Source organism: Paenibacillus riograndensis SBR5 (assembly GCF_000981585.1).
Taxonomy (GTDB): domain Bacteria; phylum Bacillota; class Bacilli; order Paenibacillales; family Paenibacillaceae; genus Paenibacillus_AQ; species Paenibacillus_AQ riograndensis.
The window spans coordinates 959812-981101 of record NZ_LN831776.1 but is presented as its reverse complement, the minus strand read 5'-3'; the positions used below and the strand labels follow the sequence as shown (position 1 = coordinate 981101).

The 21290-nt window shown below is 48.7% G+C and carries 18 protein-coding genes and 1 pseudogene; 5 read left to right on the top strand and 14 right to left on the bottom strand.

Annotated features, from left to right (window positions below):
* Positions 1–131 precede the first annotated feature (131 nt).
* The 12 genes from PRIO_RS04255 to PRIO_RS33695 all read right to left on the bottom strand — a co-directional run bounded on the left by PRIO_RS04255 (position 132) and on the right by PRIO_RS33695 (position 15938).
* Positions 132–1748 carry a bifunctional metallophosphatase/5'-nucleotidase gene (locus PRIO_RS04255; protein ID WP_082118070.1) on the bottom strand — a complete coding sequence of 539 codons (1617 nt, stop codon included), beginning with the start codon at positions 1746–1748 and terminating at the stop codon, positions 132–134.
* Positions 1749–1786: 38 nt separating this feature from the next.
* The gene (locus PRIO_RS04250) at positions 1787–2614 is read right to left on the bottom strand and encodes a carbohydrate ABC transporter permease (protein ID WP_020426989.1); all 828 of its coding nucleotides are present in this window, start codon (positions 2612–2614) and stop codon (positions 1787–1789) included.
* Positions 2615–2626: 12 nt separating this feature from the next.
* Positions 2627–3511 (bottom strand): carbohydrate ABC transporter permease, encoded by an 885-nt coding sequence (locus PRIO_RS04245; RefSeq protein ID WP_020426988.1) that lies wholly within the window; start codon positions 3509–3511, stop codon positions 2627–2629.
* Positions 3512–3628: 117 nt separating this feature from the next.
* On the bottom strand, positions 3629–4924 hold the full coding sequence (locus tag PRIO_RS04240) for an ABC transporter substrate-binding protein (protein ID WP_020426987.1): 1296 nt from the start codon (positions 4922–4924) through the stop codon (positions 3629–3631).
* 236 nt (positions 4925–5160) lie between these two features.
* Positions 5161–6015: a response regulator transcription factor gene (locus PRIO_RS04235; RefSeq protein WP_020426986.1), complete on the bottom strand. Its 855-nt coding sequence runs from the start codon at positions 6013–6015 to the stop codon at positions 5161–5163.
* Positions 6012–7859 (bottom strand): cache domain-containing sensor histidine kinase, encoded by a 1848-nt coding sequence (locus PRIO_RS04230; RefSeq protein ID WP_020426985.1) that lies wholly within the window; start codon positions 7857–7859, stop codon positions 6012–6014. The genes PRIO_RS04235 and PRIO_RS04230 overlap by 4 nt, the downstream gene beginning before the upstream one ends.
* A gap of 206 nt (positions 7860–8065) precedes the next feature.
* Positions 8066–9076, bottom strand: coding sequence for a carbohydrate-binding protein (locus PRIO_RS37415; RefSeq protein ID WP_020426984.1), 1011 nt, complete (start codon positions 9074–9076; stop codon positions 8066–8068).
* 137 nt (positions 9077–9213) lie between these two features.
* Positions 9214–9780 (bottom strand): SF0329 family protein, encoded by a 567-nt coding sequence (locus PRIO_RS04220; protein WP_020426983.1) that lies wholly within the window; start codon positions 9778–9780, stop codon positions 9214–9216.
* A gap of 328 nt (positions 9781–10108) precedes the next feature.
* Positions 10109–10450 (bottom strand): endoribonuclease MazF, encoded by a 342-nt coding sequence (mazF, locus tag PRIO_RS04215; protein WP_020426982.1) that lies wholly within the window; start codon positions 10448–10450, stop codon positions 10109–10111.
* Positions 10444–10674 carry an AbrB/MazE/SpoVT family DNA-binding domain-containing protein gene (locus tag PRIO_RS04210; protein WP_020426981.1) on the bottom strand — a complete coding sequence of 77 codons (231 nt, stop codon included), beginning with the start codon at positions 10672–10674 and terminating at the stop codon, positions 10444–10446. Before PRIO_RS04210 ends, mazF begins: the two co-directional genes overlap by 7 nt.
* 196 nt (positions 10675–10870) lie before the next feature.
* The gene (locus tag PRIO_RS04205; RefSeq protein ID WP_046501200.1) at positions 10871–11860 is read right to left on the bottom strand and encodes a tRNA dihydrouridine synthase; all 990 of its coding nucleotides are present in this window, start codon (positions 11858–11860) and stop codon (positions 10871–10873) included.
* 211 nt (positions 11861–12071) lie between these two features.
* Positions 12072–15938 carry an S-layer homology domain-containing protein gene (locus tag PRIO_RS33695; RefSeq protein ID WP_020426979.1) on the bottom strand — a complete coding sequence of 1289 codons (3867 nt, stop codon included), beginning with the start codon at positions 15936–15938 and terminating at the stop codon, positions 12072–12074.
* 441 nt (positions 15939–16379) lie between these two features.
* On the opposite strand from PRIO_RS33695, the gene PRIO_RS04195 reads away from it, so the two are divergent.
* The 5 genes from PRIO_RS04195 to PRIO_RS04175 are packed head-to-tail and all read left to right on the top strand — an operon-like array spanning position 16380 to position 20584.
* Positions 16380–17081 carry a lantibiotic protection ABC transporter ATP-binding protein gene (locus tag PRIO_RS04195; RefSeq protein ID WP_046501197.1) on the top strand — a complete coding sequence of 234 codons (702 nt, stop codon included), beginning with the start codon at positions 16380–16382 and terminating at the stop codon, positions 17079–17081.
* Positions 17081–17842 (top strand): lantibiotic immunity ABC transporter MutE/EpiE family permease subunit, encoded by a 762-nt coding sequence (locus tag PRIO_RS04190; protein WP_046501195.1) that lies wholly within the window; start codon positions 17081–17083, stop codon positions 17840–17842. Before PRIO_RS04195 ends, PRIO_RS04190 begins: the two co-directional genes overlap by 1 nt.
* Entirely contained in the window at positions 17839–18570 is a 732-nt protein-coding gene (locus PRIO_RS04185) for a lantibiotic immunity ABC transporter MutG family permease subunit (protein WP_046501192.1), read from the top strand. The genes PRIO_RS04190 and PRIO_RS04185 overlap by 4 nt, the downstream gene beginning before the upstream one ends.
* Positions 18571–18587: 17 nt before the next feature.
* Positions 18588–19259 carry a response regulator transcription factor gene (locus tag PRIO_RS04180; RefSeq protein ID WP_020430078.1) on the top strand — a complete coding sequence of 224 codons (672 nt, stop codon included), beginning with the start codon at positions 18588–18590 and terminating at the stop codon, positions 19257–19259.
* Entirely contained in the window at positions 19235–20584 is a 1350-nt protein-coding gene (locus tag PRIO_RS04175) for a HAMP domain-containing sensor histidine kinase (RefSeq protein WP_020430080.1), read from the top strand. Before PRIO_RS04180 ends, PRIO_RS04175 begins: the two co-directional genes overlap by 25 nt.
* A gap of 57 nt (positions 20585–20641) precedes the next feature.
* Here the strand turns inward: PRIO_RS04175 and PRIO_RS35365 are convergent.
* Positions 20642–20752: pseudogene (locus PRIO_RS35365) on the bottom strand (tRNA-dihydrouridine synthase); the annotation flags it as partial.
* 79 nt (positions 20753–20831) lie between these two features.
* Positions 20832–21224: a hypothetical protein gene (locus PRIO_RS04170; protein ID WP_020430086.1), complete on the bottom strand. Its 393-nt coding sequence runs from the start codon at positions 21222–21224 to the stop codon at positions 20832–20834.
* Positions 21225–21290: the final 66 nt, after the last annotated feature.

Below are 21290 nucleotides of genomic sequence, written 5' to 3'. Positions count from 1 at the left end.
CTCTATGATTATCTCCATAATAAATAGCTTCAATGACATCTGCTGTCAGTGAAGCTATTAAAGCTGAACATATTCCATTAAATCCGATGCAACAACAGCAAACTTATCCTTCAAGCTCTGTGGTTCTATGATCACAGCTGCCCGATCCCCACAATCGACCAATTATTATCGACTTCCGGCGATAACGTCCCCTGTTCCTTGATGTAGCTGACAAGCATATCCCGGACGCTGCAGGATGACTCCCAATGTTTGGCCCTACTGACCAGTTTGGACGCCTTCAATAAGCTGCTGTAGCGGTAGTTGTTGACGGCAAGCTGCAGCTGCTGCGTATCGGCAAGCGGTTGGCCTTGGTACAGCACATTGATGATGCGGTGACCGGCTGGCTGCGACAGATCGATCTGATAATCGATCCCAGCGAACATATCATAGAGGTAACTGGGCACCTCAGGATTGGCAGTGATCTCACGGTCACCCGGCTGCCACTGGTTGAAATGCGTTGCCGAGACTTCCATATAGGCTCTAAGCTCTTGGCCGGTTACAGTCACAACGTACAGCACATTGTCGAATGGATAGATGCGGTACACATCAGCGTAAGTTAACGGCCCCTGCTTCAAATCCGCCGTATCTGCGAACAGGCTTGTGGCGGCAACATCCGCCCCGCTGGCCTGCAGCATCGCCCTCTGAATCAGCGTAATGACCGCTGTATCCCGCAATCTTCCCGCCGGTACTCCGCCCGTCTCCGCCTGCGGCTGGAAGTCGGCGGCCGCATACCCCAAGATGCTGCCGGCTGCTTCTGAAGATGAGTCTCCGCCTCCCTGGCCGCTGAAGGTCATCGTCTCTTCATGCGCTTCCGCAACCAGCCTCCGGAATTCCGGGTCAGGCTCCCAGTCAGCCATATCCACAATCGAGACTTCCTTGTTCACCACCCGGGGCCTTGCCCCATCCAGCTGAACGGTCAGATCGAAGCGGACCACCTCCCGTCCCCGGTCGCGCGGCCCTCCAATCACGGTATCCCCGATCCGTTCCTTAACGGTAATATGCATATGCCCGACGAGCAGCACATCTGCCTCAGGAACCAGCTTCGTAATGCGCTCAGCAGAATCCGAGCCGCCTTCTTCATCGAACTCGGCCACCATTCCCGCGTGAGCGCTGATGACAATAATGTCGGCCTTGCCTTCTGCCCTCAGAGAGGCAGTAATCTGCTGCGCCGTTTCAGCCATGGGGCCAAAGTGCAGCGCATCCACTTTCCCGGCGTCCCAGCGCGGAATATTAGGATTAGTCAGTCCGATCACTGCGATCCTGACGCCTTGGATCTCCATTAGCGTATATGGCTCTGCGAACCGTTCTCCGCTGTGATACGCGGCATTCGCAGCGAGCACAGGGAACTCCAGCTCCTGCCTGAACTTCTCAATCAGGCCAAGCCCGAAATTAAATTCATGGTTGCCGAGGGTCATGGCCGCATAACCCATTGCATTCAGCGCCGCCGAGACCGGATGTATGCTATCCGGCCGCTTATTGTAGATATCATCCGTCAGCATATTCCCCTGGAATACGTCCCCGTTATCTATGAGGATGACTTCTGCTCCACTGTCCCTGACTTCCCTGACATAGGCGGCGACTCTGGCCATCCCGTCATTCGTTGTCTCGTGGCCGTCTTCATACCGGTAGCCCCACAGATTTCCGTGAAGATCCGAGGTGGCGATCATTACGATATTCAATAGTTTGCTGGTACCAGCCTGTATAGTCATCCCTTCATCCTTCTTCCCTCTTCCGTCTTCCGCCCTAATTACTTCAGAATCGCCCCTGCGGTAAAACTCTTCTCCATCTGGTCACTGAACAGCACATAAGCCAGCAAAATGGGCAATGTCGAGATGACCATAGCTGCTGCGAGCGGCCCCCAGCTGATGCTGTATTGACCGCTGAAATTCATCAGGCCCAGCGGCAGCGTCCTCAGCTCTTGCTTTTGAATAAAGGTGGCCGCCATCAGGAGCTCATTCCACACCGCCAGGAACACGAAGATCGCTACCGAAGCAAGCGGCGGCTTGAGCAGCGGCAGCACTACCTTGAAGAAGGACTTCACCACCCCGCAGCCGTCCATACATGCGGCTTCTTCCAGCTCCTTCGGCATGGTCCGCAGAAAAGCCGACAGCATGTATACGCCAATAGGCAAATTCACCGCGATGTACGGCAGAATAATGGACAATCTTGAGCTAAGAATCCCCAGATTCTTGAGTATCATGAAGAGCGGAATTAGCGTAGCATGAATCGGAACCATCACGCCCATCAAAAGAATGAACAAAATGAGACTGTTATATTTGAATTTCATCCGTGTTAACGCATACGCCATCATCGAAGCAAACAGCAGCACAAACAAGAGTGTAACCAGCGTGACAATCACACTGTTGCCAAAGTATTGATTCACTTTGGCACTGACCCACGCCTCTGTAAAATTGCTTAATTGCCACTCAGTAGGAAGCGCCCAGACTGTCCCGCCAATAATCTCCGAATTATCCTTAAATGCACTGATCACCAGCCAGTAGAGCGGAAACAGCTGGAGGACGGCGATAATGATCATCAGGATATAGATGCTTGAATTCTTCGTTTTTCTGAGCATGACCGGTCCTCCTTAATATTCAATTTTCTCTTGGGTCAATATTTTATTAAGCACCCAGGAAATAACGAGGCATTCCAGCACCATAAATACCGCAAGCGCACTGCCATAACCGAAATTCTGCTTCAGGAAGGCTTCCTGGAACATTTTCAGCGCAATCACTGTTGTTGAATTCAGGGGTCCCCCGTTAGTCATGACGTACACACTTTCGAACGTCTTCAGGGCATAGATCACATTCAGGACGATACAGATCCGCAGCACATCGGACAATAGCGGAAAGGTAATATGACGCACAGCTTTCCAGCCCGTCGCTCCGTCCAGCTTCGCCGCTTCATAATACTGCTCCGGTATCCCTTGCATCCCGGCGAACAGGATCAGCATATTGTAACCGACGTAATGCCAGGTAGTCACGATCAGGACGGACAACAGTGCCGTCTTCGTATCTCCAAGCCAGGCCCCAGTCCAGGCACCCAGTCCAAGGGTATCCATCAATGTGTTCAGCATGCCGATGTTCGGATCATAGATTTTGACCCACAGCAGGCTGACCATGGTCGTTGACATCACTACCGGAAAAAAATAAATATTGCGGAACCATTTACGTCCCTTCATCTTCCGGGAGACCAGCAGCGCCAATGCAAACGAGACCGGCAGCTGGATAAACACGCCTACCAGCAGGAAAGCAAGGCTATTCCATACCGCCTGCCAGAAGCTTTTATCCACCGTAAACATCTTGGTGTAGTTGTCCAGTCCAATGAAGGTCATCGGGTTAATGCCATCCCAATCCTGGAGACTGTAGTAGGCGGTCATCACAATGGGCACAAAATAAAAAATCAGAAAAACAGTTAATCCGGGCAATAAAAACAAAGCGATTATTTTTTTATTAGAGAGCGCTTTTTCCATCACTTACCCACCTGTCAAATTACAGAAAGCCGATGCGGTCCCAGTGACTGCATCGACTTTCCTGGAATATTGTATTACACGCTGCCGCCTTGAGCGGAACTGTGTAAGGAATCCTTCTTACTCGGCTGTACGCAGCAACGTCTCCAGCTGAGCGGTGAACTCATCGGCTGTGAGCTGCCCGCCATATAACGCTTGTGTCAGATCACGGTATTCCTGGCCTACATCTGCTGACAACAGACCGAACCACATCGCCTGCGTTTTGCTGGTCTTATTAATATCCGCAGCATACGCTGAGAGCTCCTTATTCTGTGATTCGGACTTCACCTCGCTCTTGGCGTACCCGGGAAGACCTTTTCTGACAAATTCATCATTAAGCTTCAAAGATAAACGGATGGCAAATTCCTTTGCTTTATCCAGATTTGCGGAGCTGTTGTTCACGAACAAGGAGTATGGCGCCTGGGCGTTCTGGAAGCCGATGGTTGCACTGAGGACATCCTCTGCCCCCGTTTTAGGAAACGCAATATAGCCCAGATTGTCACCCATTGCCGTAGACAGGGAGGAGAAGTTAAAGCTTCCGTCGATCCACATCACAGCCTTATCATTCTTGAACAGCTCTTGTGCATCCAGGTAAGCGGAGCCGAGGAAGCCTTTCTGGAAGGCATTCGAATTCACCAGGGTGACCACCTTATTTGCCGCCTCAACGAATGGTGTATCTGTGAACTTCGCCTGTCCGTTAATCGCCTTATCGAAGGCGTCCACATCCTCACGGGCTACGAGCATATCGTAGAGCAGATCTCCTTGCCATCTTTCTTTTCCGCCCAGTGCAATGGGAATCATGCCTTTATCGTTCGCCGTTTTGATCAGCGCTTGAAGATCATCCCATGTTGCTGGAGCAGCAGCGCCAAGTTCGCTTATCAGCTTTTTATTATAGTAAAGAACAAGGGTTGTACTGATGTTAGAAGGAACCGAATAGATATTGCCATCCTCTTCAGTCACCAGCTGGTTGTCCAGGAATTGTGCGCCCAGACCCGTGGATTCCAGGGTATCGTTAAGCGGAGCCACTGTCTTCGACTGCAGAACAGGGGTACGGTAGGACTTGCCGGCATGCTGCTGGAATACATCCGGAAGCTCATTGGCGGCAAGCGCAACACTCAGTTTGGTTTTGTAGGTCTCATCTTGAATGTATTCATACTTCAGTTCAACGCCTACTTCCGCTGCGGTAGCCTCAGCTGCTGACTGGTACATCGGATCTGCATCGAAAATCCACAGCGTGACAGATTTCTTACTATCCGCTGCCGCCGCTTCCTGACCCTGGGTTCCCCCATTGTTTGCTTCCGCACCTCCGCACGAAGTAAGCACTACACTGACGAGCGCGGCGGATGCTGCAACAACCCCAAACTTTTTACCAAACATCTGATTTGGACCACCTTTCACAATTTACGGATACGAACCACAGGTACAATCTTAACAAGTACGAAGCCAGGTTCGAATGGAGATATATTGGCTCTGGCAGTAAAATTTTTAGGTATGTCACGTTACTTTACATCCACTTTACATTTCTCCTTATGTATAACATCAGGTTTACACAACAACAGTTATGCATCAACAAAAAAGCCCGGCTGAATAACCGGACTCCTGCTGGCAACGGCTCAATATTTCCCGGAATAGGTTCCTCCGTATACTTTATTCGGGGTAATTCCGTACTTCTTCTTAAAGCATTTGCTGAAGTAGAACGGATCTCTGTAGCCGACCTGATGGGCGATCGTTGCTACCTTGGGAACCGAAGCATCCTCGGTGGCCGCCCCCTGGCGCAACAGCTCCATGGCTTTGCCCAGGCGGATATTCGTCACATACTCCACGAAAGACTCGTTGGTCTCCTTCTTGAAGACATGACTTAGGTAGCTCGGATTCACGAAGAGGGCACTCGCTGTGCTCTGAAGCGACAAGGTATCCTCGGCATAATGTGCAGTCACATACGCAGCCGCTTTGTGGATCAGCCGTTTCCCGCTGCCCGGGCGTCCTCCATCCTCAGAAGTCTGGTCCGAGGCCGGCTGCCCCCCGTAACCCGCCTCTATCCGCAACCGGTTAATGTAACGTTCCTCTTCCCATTTCTCTTGCAACTGCGCACGGATGGTATTCAGCGCCTGTTCAACCGCCTCCTCATCAACGGGCTTCAGCAAATAATGATCTGCTCCGAGCGAGATCGCCTGCTGGGCATACGTGAAGTTATCATAGCTTGTGATGAAGATCAGCTTAGCCGCTGAGTCTAGAGCGCGGACGGCCTTCACGAAATCCAGCCCGTTCATATTCGGCATTTCAATATCTGTAATAATCAGATCAATCCGCTGTTCCTCCATGATTCTCAAGGCTTCCGAACCGTCTTCCGCCTCTGCAACCACTTCGAAACCGGCAGAAGTCCAGTCGATCAGATGGATCAGCAGCTGCCTGAAGTAATATTCGTCATCTACGATCAGGACGCGTGCTGCCGGCGCTGTAGTTCTCATTCAGCGATCCCCTCCCCCTGCTCGTCCGCTTGCATAATCAGCGGCAACCGTACCTTCACTTCTACTCCATGTCCCGGTTCAGATGACAGGACGATACCATAAGCTTCGCCGAATCTCAGCTGAATCCGGTCCTGGATATTCTTAAGTCCGAAGCTGTACTCCCCTTCTTCACTCGAACTTAACCAGATCTGCCGCTGTTCCTCTTCACTCATGCCTTTGCCGTTGTCACGGACGATGAAGCACAGAATACGCTCCTCTCCCGACCTTTCCATAGAGCCGGTAATCTCACATAAACCTCCGTCCGGCATCCCTCTGATTCCATGGTGAATCGCATTCTCGACCAGAGGCTGGAGCAGCATCGTGGGTACCTGGCAGGACTCGATTCCCGGTTCAAACGAAATCCGGTAATTCAGCTTTTTGAAGCGGATCTGCTGAATGTACAGATAGCTCTCCAGATGCCTCTTCTCCTGTGCAGCCGCAATCAATTCCTGTCCGTTGCTAAGTGAAATCCGGTAGAACTCCCCAAGCGCCTTCAAGATACTGCTAATCTCCTTAGCATTCGTCATCACAGCCATCGCACGAATCGTGTCCAGCGTATTGTATAGAAAATGCGGTTTGATCTGCGAATACAGCAGCCTCAGCTCCAACAGCCGCTTGGTCTTCTCTTCCGTTTCAATGGTTAGCATCAAGTCCTGAATATGCTCGACCATTTCATTAAATGTCGCACCCAGCCTGCCTACTTCATCCTGGCTGCCGGCAGATGCGCGTCTCTCGAAATTCCCGGCTCCCACCTCAACAATAACCTCACTGAGCTCGCTGAGGGGCCGGGTCAGCCGGCGCGCGAATACAAACGACAGGACCATTGCGGACAGCATGCTGATCAGCCCGAACACGGCTATGGATAAGGCGATCTTCCAATATCCGTTGGTCAATTCCGAAGTGGGAACAAGGTGGATTACCTTCCAGCCATAGGGATCAAGCCTTTGTAAGGATACCAGATAGGGCTTGTCTCCCACCCGCTCGGTCCGGCTTCCTCCAGATGCCGACTTCACCCACCGGGCAAGCGAGTGATCCTCAACGGTGCGGCTGACGAGTGCAGCTTCATACGCGGAGATCACCACTCCCTCCTGGTTGACGACCAGGGTAGGATTCTGATTATCCTGTTCATTATGGTACAGCCGGGCGAGCGTCCGTTCGTCAATATTGACATAAATATAACCGATCGGCGTCCCCTTCTCCATGCTCATAATGACTCTGCACACACTAATCATATTCTTGGCAGTCATCCCCGACAGAAATGAAGGCTTCAGCGTATCTACCCAGACCGCACCGCCTTTTGCCGCATCAATCTTATCTTTGGGATAGATGGCGAGACTCTGCGGAGTCACACCAGTCAGGTTGGAGGTATAATAGAGATCGCCCCCGATCGATTCGATAATGACCGAGTCGATATTAGGCTCTGTCTCCAGCATTGCAGCCAGCGTGTTATGTATGGACTTCAGCGGGGAGACATCCCCGTCTGCTCCGGTATCCCGGCTAAGCACATTCTGTGTATCCTGGTTAATCAGAGCAAATTTCGAAAAGTTCTGAACCGATTGGAACACGGTCTTCATAGACTGGCTTACCAGCTTCACTTCCTGCTGCGAGCTGGCTGAAGTTCTGCCCAGCGTCTGATTAAAGACAATTCTATGAATACTAAGAACGAATATCATCAGAGCCAGTAGAACAATAAGGATGTTACTGATTAGAATCTTCCTCCGAAGCGGCATATTCTGTCTGTACGCCATTGATTGAACCGCCCGGAATTTCTCCAAGAGGGATTGGTGAGACAGTAGCTTCTTCATATTCCCCTCCGATGTATGTTGAATCGTTCAGTATCATCTGCCGCTTGTTATCCCCCACTATTATACACAACCATTCAACTCTATCGGAAGACTGCGAGTTTATATTTTACAATAGCTTCACTCACAGTTCCTGTCAGCGAAGCTATGACAGCTGAACATATAATAAAGACGCTGCGGGGAAATCCCGAGCGTCTTTTTGCCTTCTTTTAATTCTTACCGCCATACCCCTTATATGTAGCATAAACGGCATTGGCGTATTGATCTGCCAGAATAGGGCGGCCATAGGAATCGGTAGCGCCTGGATACCAGTTGTCCCCTCCGTTATAGTGCAACAGTCCGTTGTATATATTTCCGAACCTGACAATCTTCTCATCCAGAATCAGTGCGCCCAGACATACCTGATCCTGTTCACTGCTATGATTATACGAGCGGCCAAATTTGGCACTGAACTGGGATAGATAAGCATTGCGAGTGTTAGGTTCTACCTGCATCAATCCATCACCGGCTGATGGACTGCCCGGCAGACCTGCTCCAAAGCTGCTTTCCTTTTTGATCACTGCACTCAGCAATAAGGCAAAATCTCCGCCTTTACCGAATTTATTGTCTACATTCATTACATAGGTCCAGATTTGACTTGGAACTTCGGAAGGCCTAGTTACAGACGCAGGCGGTGAACCCGTATAAATCTTAACCGAAGTCATCTTGTCATTGACACTATCGCCGACCCAGGATGAGCTTGCAGTAAAGGTCCATTTGGTTCCTCCAAAATTTTCATCCTCATATACTTCAACTGTCCAGCCGCTGGGCACCTTAAGCGAGGACATCCAGTCATTCGGAATGCCTGCAGCATTCAACTGAGAGAGTACATAATTGCCTACTCCAAGGGTTACTGCCTTTCCGCCATAGTTGATATCTGCATAGAATGTGACTCCGTTGGTTGCCGGAGGTGGTGTTGGTGTCGGTGTTGTGGTGCCTCCACTCTGCCATAGTGCAGGAACATTCGGCGGCTCCCAGCCTGTGAGGGAAGTATGCGCCTGAAGACAGGTATACGTACTTCCGCTATAGGTTACTGTATCATTGACTGCATATGCAGTATTTGGAGCCCATGCTCCCCTGGCGGCCGCGTTTGCAGGCGGTAATGCGGTGAAGAATACGGAGAGGAATACTGCTAAAACTATCAATACGGATAACGCTCTGGCAGGAACTTTTTTATTCAATAGTCAAGCCTCCTTATAATATATTGACCTGTATCCTGCCCACGGGAGGATAAGCATCCGCTTGGAGGATCCACAGGGTACTATATTTTATTACCGTTTTTATAATTAATTCCATGATTAATGTACCTTTAGCATTTTTATTTCCCCCGCCGCAATTCATAAAAAAACTGCACTATCGGATGCTTTAACTTCATCATCTCGGACATGCTTAAAATCCGCTTTTTCCCAACTCGTCTGTCTACCAAAGCCAGAATATTCAATACCATATCCTTGCTCTCTAAGCTTTCCTCTATCGGAGTAGTTAGGAACTTATTTGCCACCACGATAAAATTCGATTTAGTTAATGCAGCCTGTGCTGACATTAGCTCTTTGGCGTGTTCTGTACTTTTCCTGCTTCTGGCCATTACGATTAGACGATCCTCCGGCACGGGTCCCTTGGTTGCTTGTCTGACTGCTTCAATGTCGTCACTGGTGATAGGAATTTGGATATCCGGGTCATTCTTAATTTCCAGCTCGGTTTGATACCATATGATCGCGTTCGTTTTATCACTCATGTTGAGTACGTTCTTTTTATCTACCGAAATATAACAAATGCCTGATTTATCAGGCAGGTAACGGTAACCTGGGGCGCGGTATTCTACCCTTCCGTTTAACGCAGGACTTAGAAAGCCCTCCAGTTGTTGCTTTAATTTGCTCCAGGACATGTAATCCCCTCCATATAAAAAAAGAGGAAAGGCTTATTGGCTCCGGGTTGGTCCCCCTCTCCATTCATCCAATCCTCATTCATTTCACTTCTTTTTCTATTTTCCACACGGATTTCTACTGATTAGTTCACTTGCCCCGCTGAATCCGCGTACGTAAACGGACTCTCAGGCAACCCAAGCGCTATACGTAAAAGGTTCAAATCCGAGATTCTTATCTGTTATGATATTGTATTTTTGGGAACCTGGGTCACTTCTCTTTGTTCATTAACCCGTTTAGATACGGTCCAGGGAGGAAGCTTAATCTCTTATCGCTCCTTACAATTGTAGGTCAGCGAATCAGTAAGTCGAGTTTGGCAACGACATCTGACAGTATTATCTGTGGTACTTTACAGATGAACGCTGCCTGTCGGGATTGCCAATCCAGACTTTTTACTTGATCGGCAAGGATAACCCCTTCGATGGGCAGATCCTGCGGAATGACTACTTCAAACGGGTAGTCCTTTTGCTTAGACGTTACCGGACAGAGCAAGGAAAGTCCGACCTTACGATTATAAGAAGCAGGAGACACGACCAACGCCGGACGTTTGCCTGCCTGTTCATGCCCCGCTTGCGGGTTGAACTGCAACCATATCAAGTCGCCTCGATCCGGCACATACCCGCCCGTTACCATACTTCCCGCCCTTGTTGTTCGCCTGTAGAGACCTCATGATGGAGATTGTCCGGGGTGACCTGGGACAGGATTTCGTCCAGTGTAGCCGACTTCGGCTTGATGATAAGATGTCCATCTTCCACGTCAAGATCGACCTCAGAGCCTTCCTCAATACCGACCTTCAGGGCAAGGGATTTCGGAATGCGAATGCCCAAGCTGTTACCCCATTTTTGAACCTGAAACATAGAACCGCCTCCTAGAATGTATAAACAAAGTGTAAACAATGTGTTTTTAGAAGTCAAATCATTGTGGGATATATATATATATATATAAGAGGAAAGGCTTATTGGCTCCGGGTTGGTCCCCCTCTCCATTCATCCAATCCTCATTTTCTTGACGTCTTTTTCTATTTTCCACACGGATTTCTACAATCTTGGCAGCTTAATCCCCATGTTCCTCCGCCCCATCCTGCTCCTTGCCTCCAAATTCACCCAGCAGCGCACGCACTTCATTTGTGGACCTGGTGTTCATTAAGCTATTTCTTAATTCACTTGCCCCGCGGAATCCGCGGACATATATTTTGAAGAATCGTTGAAGGGGGCTGAACGAACGTGGTGCCTGTACTGAATATTGATCATAGAGATCCAAATGCAGCCGCAGCAGATCAAGCAATTCCGTACTACTGTGCTCCTTCGGCTCCTTCTCAAAAGCAAATGGATTATGAAAAATACCGCGCCCGATCATGATCCCATCCACACCGTACTCTTCAGCGAGCTTGAGGCCGGTCTGACGGTCAGGGATATCCCCGTTAATGGTCAGCAGGGTATCGGGTGCCACCTCATCACGAAGCTTCTTAATCTCCGGAATCAGTTCCCAGTGGGCATCTGCTTTGCTCATTTCCTCTCTTGTGCGCAGATGAATGGACAGATTCACAATGTCTTGCTGCAAAATATGGGTTAACCAGCCGCGCCATTCGTCTAAGCTGCTGAAACCGAGCCTTGTTTTTACGCTGACGGGCAATCCCCCGGCTTTGGCGGCCTGGATGATCTCCGCTGCGAGTTCGGGACGGCAGATCAGGCCGCTTCCCTTCCCGTTCTCTGCTACATTCGCTACAGGACAACCCATATTAATATCGATGCCTTTGAAGCCTTCTTGCGCTATCCCGATGCTCATCTGACGGAAGAATTCCGGCTTATCTCCCCAGATATGAGCTACAATGGGCTGTTCATCCTCTGTAAACGTCAAACGCCCGCGCACCGCATGGTTCCCCTCCGGGTGACAATAACTCTCCGTATTCGCAAACTCCGTAAAAAACACATCCGGTCTGGCCGCTTCACTTACCACATGGCGAAAAACAACATCCGTCACGTCTTCCATGGGTGCCAGTATAAAAAAAGGCCGTGGTAAATCACGCCAAAAATTCTCTGTCATATCCAAAACCTCTCTATGAATACAGGACAAATCTTTATCCCGAAGTAGTAAAACTAAGTTGTTTATGCCCTTGCTTCTTTAATGAGTATATCATACCCCCGGGAGATCCGTTAAATTAACGGGGATGCCTAAACCTATTTTCGCCGTACAACATAGAAGAAACCGCGCCAGCAATAGCTGTCACGGCTTCCATCATCCTTATGCGAATTTCTTACTTATTATACAGTCTGTAGAGGAACACCGCAGCTTCTGCTTTGGTTGTGTTTCCGGCCGGATTGACTTTGTTCCCGCTGCCTTCGATCAACCCTTCCTTAACCATCGCAGCTACGCTGTTCACCGCATAGGAAGCAACTTCGGACTTGTCGGTGAATCTCTCCAGATCTGCAGCCTCAGCCTGGTTACTCAACTTCTTCTCAAGTTTCAAGGCTCTTTCGGTCAACACCATCATGTCCTGTCTTGTGATCTTATAGGCGCTGCCGAATCTGTCGTTGTCTATGCCATTCGTAATACCAAGTGCTTTAGCAATTGCAATTTCATTATAGTAATAAGCACTCTTCTGTACATCGCTGAAATTTCCATTTACTCTTGCATTCAAGCCAAGTGCCCTGACAAGGGAGTACAGGAAATCTGCCCTTGTGATACCTGTTGACGGATTGAATACATGACCTTCTGTCTTGAGAATATCCTTTGATGCAAGTACTTCGACCGCGTTCTTGGCCCATACAGCCGTTCCGAGATCTGTAAATGTCCTGGATACGTAAGCTACTGCGTAGCTGCTGAAATGAGTTGTTGTGAATGTTACCATACCGGTCTTGGGAGCATAGCGTCCGCTCGGTACTGTTAGAACATCCCCGCTTCCGTCAATGTACCAGACAACAATCATTTCGGGATTCTTCAATTCATCCGCAGACGGCTTGTAGGGCACGGATACCGTTACAGGTGCAAAGGGATTGCTCCAGGCCGTTTCTTTGCCGTCCACCTTAAGGCTAAGCTGAATGACCGGCCTATCGCCGAGAGCCGCCTTCACTTCCGCCGGAAGCTTGGCCTTGTCGCCTTTTCCAATCTCCATTGTTACTTCCTTGCCGCTGCTTTCAGTTGTGCCTGTCAACATGTTACCGGATATTACTACCTGACCGAATTCTGTGGAAATGGTGAGTTTGTCATCCTTTGTTCCGCTTGTCAGCGCTGCAGCAGGCAAGCCTACCGAGTATGAATTCACTCCTTGTGCCGCTGGTATGTCCAGGGTAACATTTTTCTCCATGAATTCCTTTGCTTTTGCCAGATCCAGTACCTTAACAAATGCAGTTCCATTATTCACAGTCGCCTGCATGGTTACTTTCTGGCCCTGTACAACTGGTGCTGCAGGTGCAGGTGTTGCAGATGCCGCAGGTGCAGACGTTGAATACGTTCCAGGTGCAGGCGTTGAAGATGTCCCAGGATCAGGCGTTGCAGATGGTGTTCCAGGTTCCGGAGTGGACGGAGTCTCCGTCTTGCTATTGGTTACTTTTAGGGTATACGTCTTGACCCTGCCGTCTGCACCTGTGACCTCAACCTTTATATCCGTTTTTGTACCAGGTGTCAGCGCTATAGCTTCAGAAGCGGTACCGCTGGCAACCACCGTATCGTTCACTTTAATGGTTGACCTGCTGTCTGCCGCTGCCGCTGTCACGGTAATGCTGTCAGCATCCTTCAGGGACACATCATACTCTGTGGTGGCTGCGTTGAACGCCGGCTGGAGTGTTCCCGCACTCAGTGTCAGGCTGCTGAGGTCGGCATTCACACTATTTGGTGTATAGACTCCAAGATCGCCAAGGTCGATGGCATTATTCCCGATGGTCTGATATTCGCCTGCAAAGTAATCATCCAGATACGAATGTCCAAGAATAAATCTGTCCGGCTTCATGGCGCCATAGTAGCCGGCATTTGCATTGCTCTGCCCGTCAAACAGGACATAGCTCCCCTGCCATCCGGAACCGGATACACCCCAGCTAATGATGTGATCGATATACGGGGCGAACTTGTTGAACATTTTGTAGAGCAGCGCGTACTGATAACCAAGGGCGTCCGACTGTCTGACATTGAGTACTGCGGGAGCAGTCGCACCGCCTCCAGGAGCATCGGTCGGCACCTTAAGGTCAAGCTCTGAATAGGTAATACCAGATAGCAGGCCCCGGTCAACGAGAGAGGCATAGAGGGCCATCGCATATTGGTTATCGCTTGCAAGGGTCTTACCCACCGCGTCGTGTCCCTGGATACCGATGTCCTCGATAAGAGGTCTTCCGTCATACAGCGGATCGTAGCGCCATGCAGTATTTAATTCGAGAACCATGTTGTATACAGTCCTCGCTTTGCTGCGGGTCGCAAGTCCGTAATCGTTATAGGTCAGCTTCGGAGGATTATCAACGATGTAAGCGTCAATGCTGCCTTCATTGTCGTGTCCATCAAGCTTCATGTACTCTGGAAGGTTAGCGTAATTGGCTTTGTAAGCTTCCGCCATCTTGGCGTTGGGGGCCGCGATGTGCGCGTTTTTGAACAGCAAGTAAACGTAATGATCTGTGATGTCGCCGCCAATCTGATCATCTGACATTGCAGCAAGCCAGTTGGTGTGTTTCAGGCTCGTTCTCCAGCTGTTCGCATCCCCCGGGATGAGTTCGCTGTGGCGGCTTTCGTGTACCTCTTCGTTGAGCACATCCCAGGAATTGAAAGGAATGACGCCACGGGATTCGCTTGAGCCGTACTTCGTATCTGTGGTCAGGAAGTGCCGCATCACATACATGGTGTGGTTAAACTGCACTCTTCTTGCCATCTCTTTGTCTACCTTAACCGTAGTGGTAACGCCGTTGCCAAGTCCGTAGAAATCGGCCCCGCCATTATACCCGGAGGCAAGGTTCGCAGGAATAATCTGAGTCATCCAGCCAGGCGCCTGGTTGTACCATGCCAGAACATGGCCGTGAGACTTGTACTGTCCGGGAGTTCCTGAATCCCTGATCGCCTGATAAGCGTTGGTCGGGAAACTGTATTCCGCTAAGCCAGGGGCAGTGGTTGCGCCGTTCAGGGCCTCGCCGGTAACGCTTTTCAGCCATTTCGGGCCACGGGGATGCGTTCCATCGGCCTTCAGATTGTTGCCGTCGACGAAGATTTCATAGTGATTGGCTCTGGTTCCGGTTACGGGTCCGGTGCCGATCGCACCAACCATAAACAGGCCATTTTCCTTATTGTAAACACTCTTTAGAGGCGCTACGGCACTCTGGTGTTCCTTGTTGACTACGTTCGGAAGTGCAACACCATTAGGATCAGGTGCGGTAATCTGGATGTTGGCGACAAGCAGCATACCAGTTTCTTCAGGACGGGCATTCTCGCCATGAAGCTCAAGAATAAAGCTCGAGGAAACGCCTGTTGAGGCGGTAATACTGTGATGCGCCTTCAACCAGGATTCACCGTTGTAACTGCCAACCCAGTCGGGATTTAGGTTGTTGTACTGGTAATCCCTGAGGTAGCTATCGAGGTTGGTGTTGGTATTTCTGACTCTCCACCTCATGTATTTGCCCTGCGCGCTCTTAGGATAGTAGACATCGAATTCAATCGTTGAACCATCAGTGACATTTACGGCCGGGGACAACGGGGATTCGAGACTTATGCCGCCGAACGTGCTTTTTCCGTTATGGGCGTAATTAATCTGAAGCACTTCCGCTTTACCTTGGGCATCTGCAAAAGGATACGGGATCGTCTTGAATGTGCCACCGGCAAAGTCGGCGGGGACACGGTTGTCCAGCGGAGTTCTTGCCGTCCAGGTATTAGTGGGTGCGGTAACTTTTACAGGAACCTTACCCGGACCCGGATCAAGACGGAAATAGGGATCGGAATCATAGACAGCTCCATACACAGACTGACTGACTTGGAGCGGGAATTCCGGATTGCCGGTTTTTAAAGCTTCAGCTTGAGCAATGAGGTCGTTCAGTTCAATTGACGGTTCCTCTCCAGCCGCAGCAGCCGGGACGGGAGTATACGTGAAGATGGAGAACAACATGATGAAGACGAGGAGACGGGAGATGTTGATTACACATTTTCTACTGTTCATCTTAGTTTGACTCCTTTTCTTAAAGAAATCTCTAAAGTCTTTTTTTAGATTTTTTAATATTTACTCCTGGGTTTATGTCATGTCTGGATTGACGATCAATACAACACCTCCCTCTGAACTTAAATAGCAGACAATAGATTGAAAACGCATTCACAAAAGCGGACGGATAGAAGGCCTGAACGGCGTTTAAACGCCAATTACTTGCTGTAACAGCTTTCATAATAACAACAGGAAGGGAAAGTCTAAATATGGGTAATGCACGAATGATTTTAATATATTACGAAAATACATCTTCTCATCTGATCCTGCATCAGCATAAAAGGGGCGGAGTGAATTTTTGAGTAAGCACCCGCTTCCTTATAAAATCCTTAAAAATGGCTATTACAATAGCAGTAACCAATCAAAAGTATACAAACTGGATGGAAAATGGAGGAATTTAGGATGGATGAGTACATAATAAAAACCAATAATGTCTCTAAAAAATTCAAAAAGACCTATGCAATAAAAGATTTATCTATGTCTGTAAGAAAAAATTCTGTCTACGGTTTATTAGGACCTAATGGTGCTGGCAAATCAACCTTATTGAAGATGATTACAGGAATTATCAGACCGACTTCAGGTGAAATATTATTCAACAATCACTCTTGGACCCGAAAAGATTTATTGAATATTGGTTCATTAATCGAATCCCCTCCACTGTATGAGAATTTAACGGCATTTGAAAATTTAAAAGTGCGGGCAACTCTTATGGGGATTTCAACAAATAGATGCCATGAAGTTTTACAAAAAATGGACTTAATGGATACTAAAAATAAAAAGACATCTGATTTTTCGTTGGGAATGAAACAGAGATTGGGTATAGCCTTAGCGCTGCTAAATAATCCCCAATTATTAGTCTTAGATGAACCTACAAACGGGTTAGACCCTTTTGGTATTGAAGAATTAAGGAAAATGATTCGAACCTTTGCGGAGTCTGGGATTTCTGTAATTATATCCAGTCATATTTTAAGCGAGGTACAACAAGTTGCCGATGACATAGGGATCATATACAATGGTTCGCTCCTGTATCAAGATACAATTGCTGCCAATGAAAATCTGGAACAACTGTTTATGGACATCGTTAGAAAGGAGCGTGAATCCTGATGTTACAAACGTATTTAAAAGCAGAAAACTTGAAATTTAAACGCTCCCTATTTAGAAAACTCCTTATATTTATTCCAGTAGCTTTAATTTTAATATCGATGATATTTATATTGATTGGTATTGGTTTAGGCGGTTTTTCAAGCTCTATAGTTGGCAATTGGTGTATGCCTATTGCGTCTTTGTCCATTATGTTTTTATGTCACCTAGTGAATAATAAGGATCAAAAACACAAATACCGGACTCTTTATAGTTTGCCCATCGACTTGAGGAAAACATTTATTTCCAAAACAATATTGATCGCACTTAATCTTTTGATAATATCATTATTGCTATCGTTCATCACTGTTATCTCTGAGTGCATATTGTCAGGTGTTTCAGCTGCAATGGGTCATAGCGGATATTATCTTGTAGGATACTGCTTATTGTGGCTCTCTTTATTATGGCAGATCCCTTTCTGTTTATTTTTGGATCAAAAAGCCGGATTTGTTGGTTCTGTGATCATAAATTTGTTTGCCAGTGCATCAGGCGGTTTATTTTTTTCCTTGACGCCTTTGTTTTGGTTCTTCCCATATAGCTGGCCTGCGAGGTTTATGGTTACAATATTTGGAGTTTTGCCAAACGGATTATTAGTCGAAGCAGATTCAAGATACATTTTAAATGTAGGAGAAAGTTCATTGCTGGTATTGATATCCTTGCTTGCTATGCTGGTTCTTTCCGCATTGTTTTCGCGCTGGTACGGAAAGCAGGTGTATCGCAAATGACGATTATAAGAGAATTCTTGTCCAATTTTACCAAAATCAAACGAACTCCAATCATTTTATTGCATTTGTTACTGCCTATCGTGATTACAACCTTATTTTTAGTTTATTACGCTTATGCCGGATACCATATTATTCCTGATGTGAGGTTGTTTTTCATTATATTACAAATAGGTTATCCGATTTTTGTCAGTATCGTTGTGCCGATTTTAATTCATTTAGATAGGAATATAAACAATATTCAAAATGCTCTAGGTTTAGTGGAGTCTCGAAGAAGCGTATACCTGGGGAAATTGTTCTTTCTACTGTTTCTTTCAGCCATAAGTATGATAATCTATGGACTTTGTTTCTATATTGGAGTCCATTTTTTTCTGGATATCCGCATAACACCCGTTGGTTCATATCTTGTCATATTTTATATATTTTTGTTTAGCAACTTATTTTTATATTTAGTACACGTTCCGATTGCTTTTCGGTTTGGTTCAAGTATTTCTGTTTTGTTAGGGATATCTGGTACAATTTTGGCAGGTTACTTTGAAAATGCGATGGGTGATACAATCTGGCCGATAATCCCTTGGGAATGGGGTGTCCGGTTTTTGGATAATTATTTCGGCTTTTCAAGTACTCCTGTTTTCCCTGGAATTATTTCTCTGATCGTAATTACTTCGATTGTTCTGGTTTTATCCATCCTATGGTTTCGTAGATGGGAGGGTAAAGTCATCCAAGAATAAAACAAGGAGGATAGACTATGCCGAAACTGTTGGTGGTCGATGATGACCTTGATATGCTGGCCCTGGTGCGTGCTGCCCTGGAAAAGGACGGCCACCAAGTAGACACCGAAGCGGATGCCGCTGCCGTGCAGCCCGCCCGGTGCCAGCTGTACGATCTTCTGCTGCTCGATGTGATGATGCCCGGCGAGGATGGCTTTTCCCTTTGCAGCCGTATCCGTGCCGAGGTGGATTGCCCCATCCTGTTCTTAACCGCCAAGGCGGAAGATGCGGCCCTTGTACAGGGCTTTGGCCTGGGCGCCGATGATTACATTAAAAAGCCATTCAGTATTGCGGAGCTGCGCGCACGGGTAAACGCCCATCTGCGGCTCAGGGTGCGCCAGACCCGCACCCTGAGCCGAGGCGGTGTGCGCTTTGATATACAGGCAAAAATGGCCATCGCGGGCGAACACACACTGCCCTTTACCAAGGGCGAATACGCCATCTGTGAGCACCTGGCCCTGCACGCCGGACAGGTGTTTACCAAAGAACAATTATACGAAGCGGTTTTCGGCTTTGATGCCGAGGGCGATTCGTCGGCCATTGCGGAGCACATCAAAAATATCCGCGCCAAGCTGAAAGCAGACGGCCTCAGCCCCATAGAAACCGTTTGGGGGGTGGGCTACAAATGGCGAAAAGACATCGTTCTGTAAGCCTTTCCTTTGTGCTTTTTCGCTTTGCCATAGTTATGCTTGGCTGTATGCTGTTATGCTGCCTGGCATGGTATGTCGTCATGGTGCGGCTTCAAACCACCGGCATTATTTACCAGGGAGCCGTCTCCAACCAACAGGTGGAGCAAATGCTGGCCGGAGAGCCAAAAACTTTTGTTTCCCCTGGTGACGATTTCCTGGCCGAGTACGCTTTGTTTGGCCGGAACGGCGAAGTGTTGGACAGCAATGTAAAGAAAAAGAAGCTGGAAGTCCTGACCGGGTTTTTACAGGGGGATGCCTACAGCATAAATGTTTCGCGATACACCTACACGGATGGAAGCACCGTAATTTTTCGCTGGCATTACAGGGCAGAGTTTGTCAACCCTGTGCTGCGCGGCATGCTGCCCCCCGCTGAATACCTGGGGCTGGCCACCCTTGGTGTAGCGTTGGTGCTTTGTCTGCTGTTTAACACCCTGTGGCTCCGTCGGCGCCTCGCCGCCAAGCTGAAGCTGTTCAGCGAGGTGAGCGGGAAGGTAGGCGCGCAGGATCTGGATTTTGCCATTCCCCACGCAGGTATACGGGAGTATGACCAGGCGCTCGGTGCTATGGAACATATGCGGGAGGCATTGTACAGCTCCCTGTCCTCCCAATGGGCGGCACAGCAAGAACGCGAGGCGGAAATAGCCGCACTCGCGCATGATTTAAAAACCCCGCTCACCCTGGTGGGAGGCAATGCCGAACTTCTGCTGGATGAAGAACTGCCTGAGCGCAGCCGCAAAATGGTGGAAACAATTATGGCAAGCAACGACCGGGCCAAGCAGTATGTTGCCAGCCTGCTGGAAACCTCCGCCGGTGCAGATGAGGCATTTGAAAACACCAGCCTGCCCGCCATGTTTGACGAGCTTTGCCAGAGCACAATGGCCATTGCAGAAGCCAAGAGGGTTTGCCTGCAAACCCGAAACGGCCTGGAGGGTGCTGCGGGCATTCAGAAAGACCATTTACTCCGCGCTCTCGGTAATGTGGTGCAGAATGCCATCGAGCATACACCGGCGGGTGGAAATGTATATTTGGAAGGCAGCATGGCAGATGGCGGCTGGCAGGTCACCGTGTGTGATGAAGGCCCCGGCTTTAGCAAGGCGGCGTTACACCATGCAACAGAGCGCCTATGGCGTGGTGATGCAGCGCGTGGCGCCGATGGACACAGTGGCCTTGGCCTTTGGTTTGCAGCACAAGTAGCAAAAACGCACGCAGGACAACTAGAACTGCGCAACTGCGCTTCTGGTGGGGTGGTTACAATCCAGTTCCCAGGGACTATTCGGAATACTTGAAGCTTCCGGTAAACAAAAGGACTTTCGTCCGTGCCTGCACCGCGCAGTTTCTTTTCAGGCATATGGATTATGAAAAATACCGCGCCCGATCATAATCCCATCCACACCGTATCGCTCAGCGAGCTTGAGGCCGGTCTGACGGTCAGGGATATCCCCGTTAATGGTCATATCATACCCTCAAAACCATGATTTCCAAAGGCCAGATGGTTCCCTTCTCCACGGATATATTTTATATGAAAGCCAGCTCTTATAAAAACCATTGATTATCCTCTTCAATAAAACCCAGGCATTCAGTCACATTACCTTCATACAAACTGACCCATTGTCCGGTGTGTCGCTGAAAAGCCGCTTCGCATTTGTCACCATGCGTATCAAAAAGCGTAATGCGGGCCATAGGAAACTCCGCATATTTGCCCTCAATTAACGGCTTTATAAATTGCGCCTCCGGGTCATCCCAACCAAACTGTTCATGCAGGCAATACAAGTATATCCTTCCTGCCTTTACTTCAACACGATGAACTCTTTGGGTTAGCTCCGGGGAGGCCGTTACCGCTTGTTTGACTGCCGCTTCCAACCTTGATTTATCCGTCGCCCCCAGTTTAACCGGCTTGGGATTATACGACCAACGTTTATCTGCCATGACTTTTCGCCCCCATAAATCGTATATACACGAAAAAACGCCAACCGGACTTCAGCGCTGACGTAT

What these genes read in the sequence shown, in the direction of transcription:
- PRIO_RS04185 (WP_046501192.1), top strand. Translation starts at nt 17,839, where the DNA reads ATGACGATTATAAGAGAATTCTTGTCCAATTTTACCAAAATCAAACGA.
- PRIO_RS04175 (WP_020430080.1), top strand. Translation starts at nt 19,235, where the DNA reads ATGGCGAAAAGACATCGTTCTGTAAGCCTTTCCTTTGTGCTTTTTCGC.
- PRIO_RS33695 (WP_020426979.1), bottom strand. Translation starts at nt 15,938, where the DNA reads ATGAACAGTAGAAAATGTGTAATCAACATCTCCCGTCTCCTCGTCTTC.
- PRIO_RS04205 (WP_046501200.1), bottom strand. Translation starts at nt 11,860, where the DNA reads ATGACAGAGAATTTTTGGCGTGATTTACCACGGCCTTTTTTTATACTG.
- PRIO_RS04245 (WP_020426988.1), bottom strand. Translation starts at nt 3,511, where the DNA reads ATGGAAAAAGCGCTCTCTAATAAAAAAATAATCGCTTTGTTTTTATTG.
- PRIO_RS04235 (WP_020426986.1), bottom strand. Translation starts at nt 6,015, where the DNA reads ATGAGAACTACAGCGCCGGCAGCACGCGTCCTGATCGTAGATGACGAA.
- mazF (WP_020426982.1), bottom strand. Translation starts at nt 10,450, where the DNA reads ATGGTAACGGGCGGGTATGTGCCGGATCGAGGCGACTTGATATGGTTG.
- PRIO_RS04220 (WP_020426983.1), bottom strand. Translation starts at nt 9,780, where the DNA reads ATGTCCTGGAGCAAATTAAAGCAACAACTGGAGGGCTTTCTAAGTCCT.
- PRIO_RS04170 (WP_020430086.1), bottom strand. Translation starts at nt 21,224, where the DNA reads ATGGCAGATAAACGTTGGTCGTATAATCCCAAGCCGGTTAAACTGGGG.
- PRIO_RS04230 (WP_020426985.1), bottom strand. Translation starts at nt 7,859, where the DNA reads ATGAAGAAGCTACTGTCTCACCAATCCCTCTTGGAGAAATTCCGGGCG.
- PRIO_RS04210 (WP_020426981.1), bottom strand. Translation starts at nt 10,674, where the DNA reads ATGTTTCAGGTTCAAAAATGGGGTAACAGCTTGGGCATTCGCATTCCG.
- PRIO_RS04255 (WP_082118070.1), bottom strand. Translation starts at nt 1,748, where the DNA reads ATGACTATACAGGCTGGTACCAGCAAACTATTGAATATCGTAATGATC.
- PRIO_RS04190 (WP_046501195.1), top strand. Translation starts at nt 17,081, where the DNA reads ATGTTACAAACGTATTTAAAAGCAGAAAACTTGAAATTTAAACGCTCC.
- PRIO_RS04250 (WP_020426989.1), bottom strand. Translation starts at nt 2,614, where the DNA reads ATGCTCAGAAAAACGAAGAATTCAAGCATCTATATCCTGATGATCATT.
- PRIO_RS04180 (WP_020430078.1), top strand. Translation starts at nt 18,588, where the DNA reads ATGCCGAAACTGTTGGTGGTCGATGATGACCTTGATATGCTGGCCCTG.
- PRIO_RS04195 (WP_046501197.1), top strand. Translation starts at nt 16,380, where the DNA reads ATGGATGAGTACATAATAAAAACCAATAATGTCTCTAAAAAATTCAAA.
- PRIO_RS04240 (WP_020426987.1), bottom strand. Translation starts at nt 4,924, where the DNA reads ATGTTTGGTAAAAAGTTTGGGGTTGTTGCAGCATCCGCCGCGCTCGTC.